This is a genomic window from Methanocrinis sp. (assembly GCF_049974945.1).
Taxonomy (GTDB): Archaea; Halobacteriota; Methanosarcinia; order Methanotrichales; family Methanotrichaceae; genus Methanocrinis.
The window spans coordinates 1-3,201 of record NZ_JBNGCU010000151.1 but is presented as its reverse complement, the minus strand read 5'-3'; the positions used below and the strand labels follow the sequence as shown (position 1 = coordinate 3,201).

The 3,201-nt window shown below is 62.0% G+C and carries 3 protein-coding genes; 1 reads left to right on the top strand and 2 read right to left on the bottom strand.

What is annotated here, in order from left to right; all coding sequences use genetic code 11:
* Together ACP5EL_RS09950 and ACP5EL_RS09945 are read right to left on the bottom strand one after the other, a co-directional pair.
* Positions 1–761: ABC transporter permease (locus tag ACP5EL_RS09950; RefSeq protein WP_428402357.1), on the bottom strand; the 761-nt coding region annotated here is incomplete at its 3' end.
* Position 762: 1 nt separating this feature from the next.
* Positions 763–1,770 carry an ATP-binding cassette domain-containing protein gene (locus tag ACP5EL_RS09945; protein ID WP_428402356.1) on the bottom strand — a complete coding sequence of 336 codons (1,008 nt, stop codon included), beginning with the start codon at positions 1,768–1,770 and terminating at the stop codon, positions 763–765.
* 124 nt (positions 1,771–1,894) lie between these two features.
* On the opposite strand from ACP5EL_RS09945, the gene ACP5EL_RS09940 reads away from it, so the two are divergent.
* The coding region (locus ACP5EL_RS09940; protein ID WP_428402355.1) for a B12-binding domain-containing radical SAM protein at positions 1,895–3,201 on the top strand (1,307 nt) is incomplete at its 3' end.

The following is a 3,201-nucleotide window of genomic DNA, read 5'->3' as shown; positions in this document are numbered from 1 at the left end:
TCGCTCTTCTCGAAGAGATAGGCACCCAGGCCCAGGGCCCCCGCAGAGCAGACCGCGAGGATCGCGAGGTCGAAGGCCAGGGGAAAGTCGCTGACCCCCACCAGGGACCCCCGAAGTCCGTCCACGCCGTAGGTGAGGGGGTCGAGGTAGGAGAGGCTCCGAAGCCACGGAGGGAGGTTCGATATGGGGAAGAGGGCTCCGGAGAGGAGGAAGAGGGGGAAGACCATGAAGTTCATGATCAATGAGAAGCCGGACATGTCCTTCATCCGGGAGGCGAAGGCGAGGCCCAGGCTGTTGAAGGTGGTGGCGATCAGGACCATGAAGACCAGGGAGAGGAGAAAGCCGCCGAACCCGGAGATCTCCAGGCCCATGACGATCCCCGGAACGAGGATGAAGAGGCCCTGCATCACCGCGGTGGTGACGCCGCCCGCGGTCCTTCCGATGACGATGGAGAGCCGCGATACGGGAGCGACCATGATCTCCCGGAGAAAGCCGAACTCCCGGTCCCAGAGCATGGAGAGCCCTCCGAAGGTGGAGGAGAAGAGCAGGGTCATCCCGATGATCCCCGGAGCGAGGAAGCTGATGTAGTCGACGCCCGAGGGGATATCGGGCATCGCCGCGGATCGGAAGCCGAAGCCGAGGAAGGCGAGGAAGAAGAAGGGCGGGGCCAGAGAGCCGAAGACCCGGCTCTTCAGCCGAAAGAAGCGGATCATCTCCCGCAGCCACAGGCTGTAGATGGCGTAGACGTTCACCCTGGTCATATCAGTGCCTCCGAGTCCTCATCCTGCTCTGGACCGCCACCATCCGACCGGCGCCGGCCGACTCCGCCTCCCGGATCTTCTTGCCGGTGAACTTGAGGAAGACGTCTTCGAGGGTCGGCTCGTGCATGCTGACCGACCTTATCTTCACCCCCACCCTGCAGGCGGAAAGGACGATCTCGGGGATCCGGGCCTCGCCCCGGTCGACGCTGAGGTTGAGGGTCGAGCCGGACCGGTCGACGGCCTCGACCCCCTCGAACTTCGAGAAGGCGCGGACCTGCTCGTCGCCGATCCCGCCATCCACCTCCAGGGTGACGATGTCCGCGCCGATCAGGTCCTTGAGGTTCTCGGGGGTGTCCAGGGCGACGATCTCCCCCTGGTCGATGATGGCGACCCTCTCGCAGAGGTGGTCTGCCTCCTCCATGTAGTGGGTGGTGAGGACGACGGTCACCCCCTCCTCCCGGTTCATCTTCAGGATGTACTGCCAGATATGCCTCCGAGTCTGGGCGTCCAGGCCCAATGTCGGCTCGTCGAGGAAGAGGACGTGAGGATGGTGCATCAGACCCCGGGCGATCTCCAGCCTCCTCTGCATCCCTCCGGAGTAGTCCTCCATCAGCACGTCTGCCTTATCGGCGAGGTCCACCAGCTCCAGGACCTCGGCAACCCTTTCCAGGCGGGTCTTTCGGTCCATCCCGTACATCCGACCGTGAAAGTCCAGGTTCTCCCGGCCCGAGAGCTGGCTGTCCACGGACGGGTCCTGGAAGACGACCCCGATGGAGTTACGAACCTCGTCCCTCTCCCGGTCGATGTCGAAGCCCCAGACGGATGCCCCGCCAGCGGAGGGCCGGAGCATCGTGGTCAGCATCTTGATTATGGTGCTCTTTCCCGCGCCGTTTGGGCCGAGGAGGCCGAAGAGCTCCCCCCTCTCGATTTCGAGGTCGACCCCGTCGACGGCGACAAAGCCGTTGAACCGCATGGAAAGACCCGTGGTGGCGATGGCTGCCCCTTCCATGAGGGAGGATGAATGAGGGAGGGGGTTTATAGGTTTGCGTCGAAACGGCTGGAGATTGAATAGAGGGTAGAGGGCAAGATCAGAATCGTAACCTTAATCTTCGATCGGCGGGCAAATGCCAACTATGCCCCCCAAAGTCCTCTTCACCACCGTCTACAAGAACGATCCCGAGCCTTACGATTACATAGGCTCCAACGCCCGCTCCAAGTGGTTTCGGTTCTACTGGCCCCGGCTCCAGTCCTTCGGCCTGCGCTTCCTCAAGCAGAACATCCCCGAGATCGAGATCCTGGAGTACCCCACCTTCGAGGAGTACAAAAATAAGCTCTCCGAGGGCTGGGACGTGGTCGGCTTCTCCTTCTACCTCAACGAGACCTGCGAGATCCTGGAGATGGTGGAGGCGGCCCGGGCCTCCGGGAAGGCCGGGGAGCTCTGGGCAGGAAACTACGGCGCTCTGACCCCATCGATCCAGGACAGATTCGACCGGACCTTCGAGGGGTACGCCGAAGGGACGGTCGCCCCCTACTTCGGAAGGAAGGTGGAGCAGAAGGACGTCCTTCACCCGCCCCTCATCGAGTACCTGGGAACCCCCTTCAACAAGAAGCTGAACATCTACGGGATCATGTTCACCACCCGGGGCTGCGGGGTGGGCTGCAAGTTCTGCCAGACCCCCAAGTTCTGTAACCGCCCCCATCCCGTTCCCCTGGAGAGCCTGGAGAAGGTCATATCATATTACAAGGATCACGAGATCAACGTCGTTCTGATCGAGGACGAGAACTTCGGCGCGAACCGAAGGCACGCCGATCGGGTCGTCGAGCTCCTGGACGAGTACGGGATGGTCTGGGGCTGCATGGCTCGGGCCGACTATTTGAGAAAAAAGATACCCGATTGGGTGGAGATGAGGACCAGGCCCGATCCGGTCACCGGGAAGAAGCCCCGTCAGGTGAAGGGTTTTGCGGGGGCGGCCATCGGGATCGAGAACCTCCACCAGGATAAGCTCGACGACATCAACAAGAAGGAGGGGACTGAGGACGTCCTGGAGACGGTCCGTCTTCTCCAGAAGTACGGCCTGGGGACCGTCGGCTACTACATGATCGGGTTTCCCGAGGACACCAGGCAGTCCCTCCAAAAGGACATAACCGACCTTGCCAACCTCAAGCTGGACATAACCCAGATCTGCATCATGACCCCACTCCCCCAGACGAAGCTCTGGGACGAGCTGGAGGAGAACTACGGGATCTTCGAGCGGGACTGGCACCGGTTCGACATGAAGCACCTGGTCTGGAACCACCCCCACATCCCTCCCGCAGAGATGGAGGAGGTTTTGAACTGGTCTCTGAAGCGGGTCTACAACCGGATGACGCCCCTGCGGACGAGCTTCAGGGTCTGGGCCAACGCCTACCGCTACGCTGGGGTCTCGGGGATGAAGGAGGT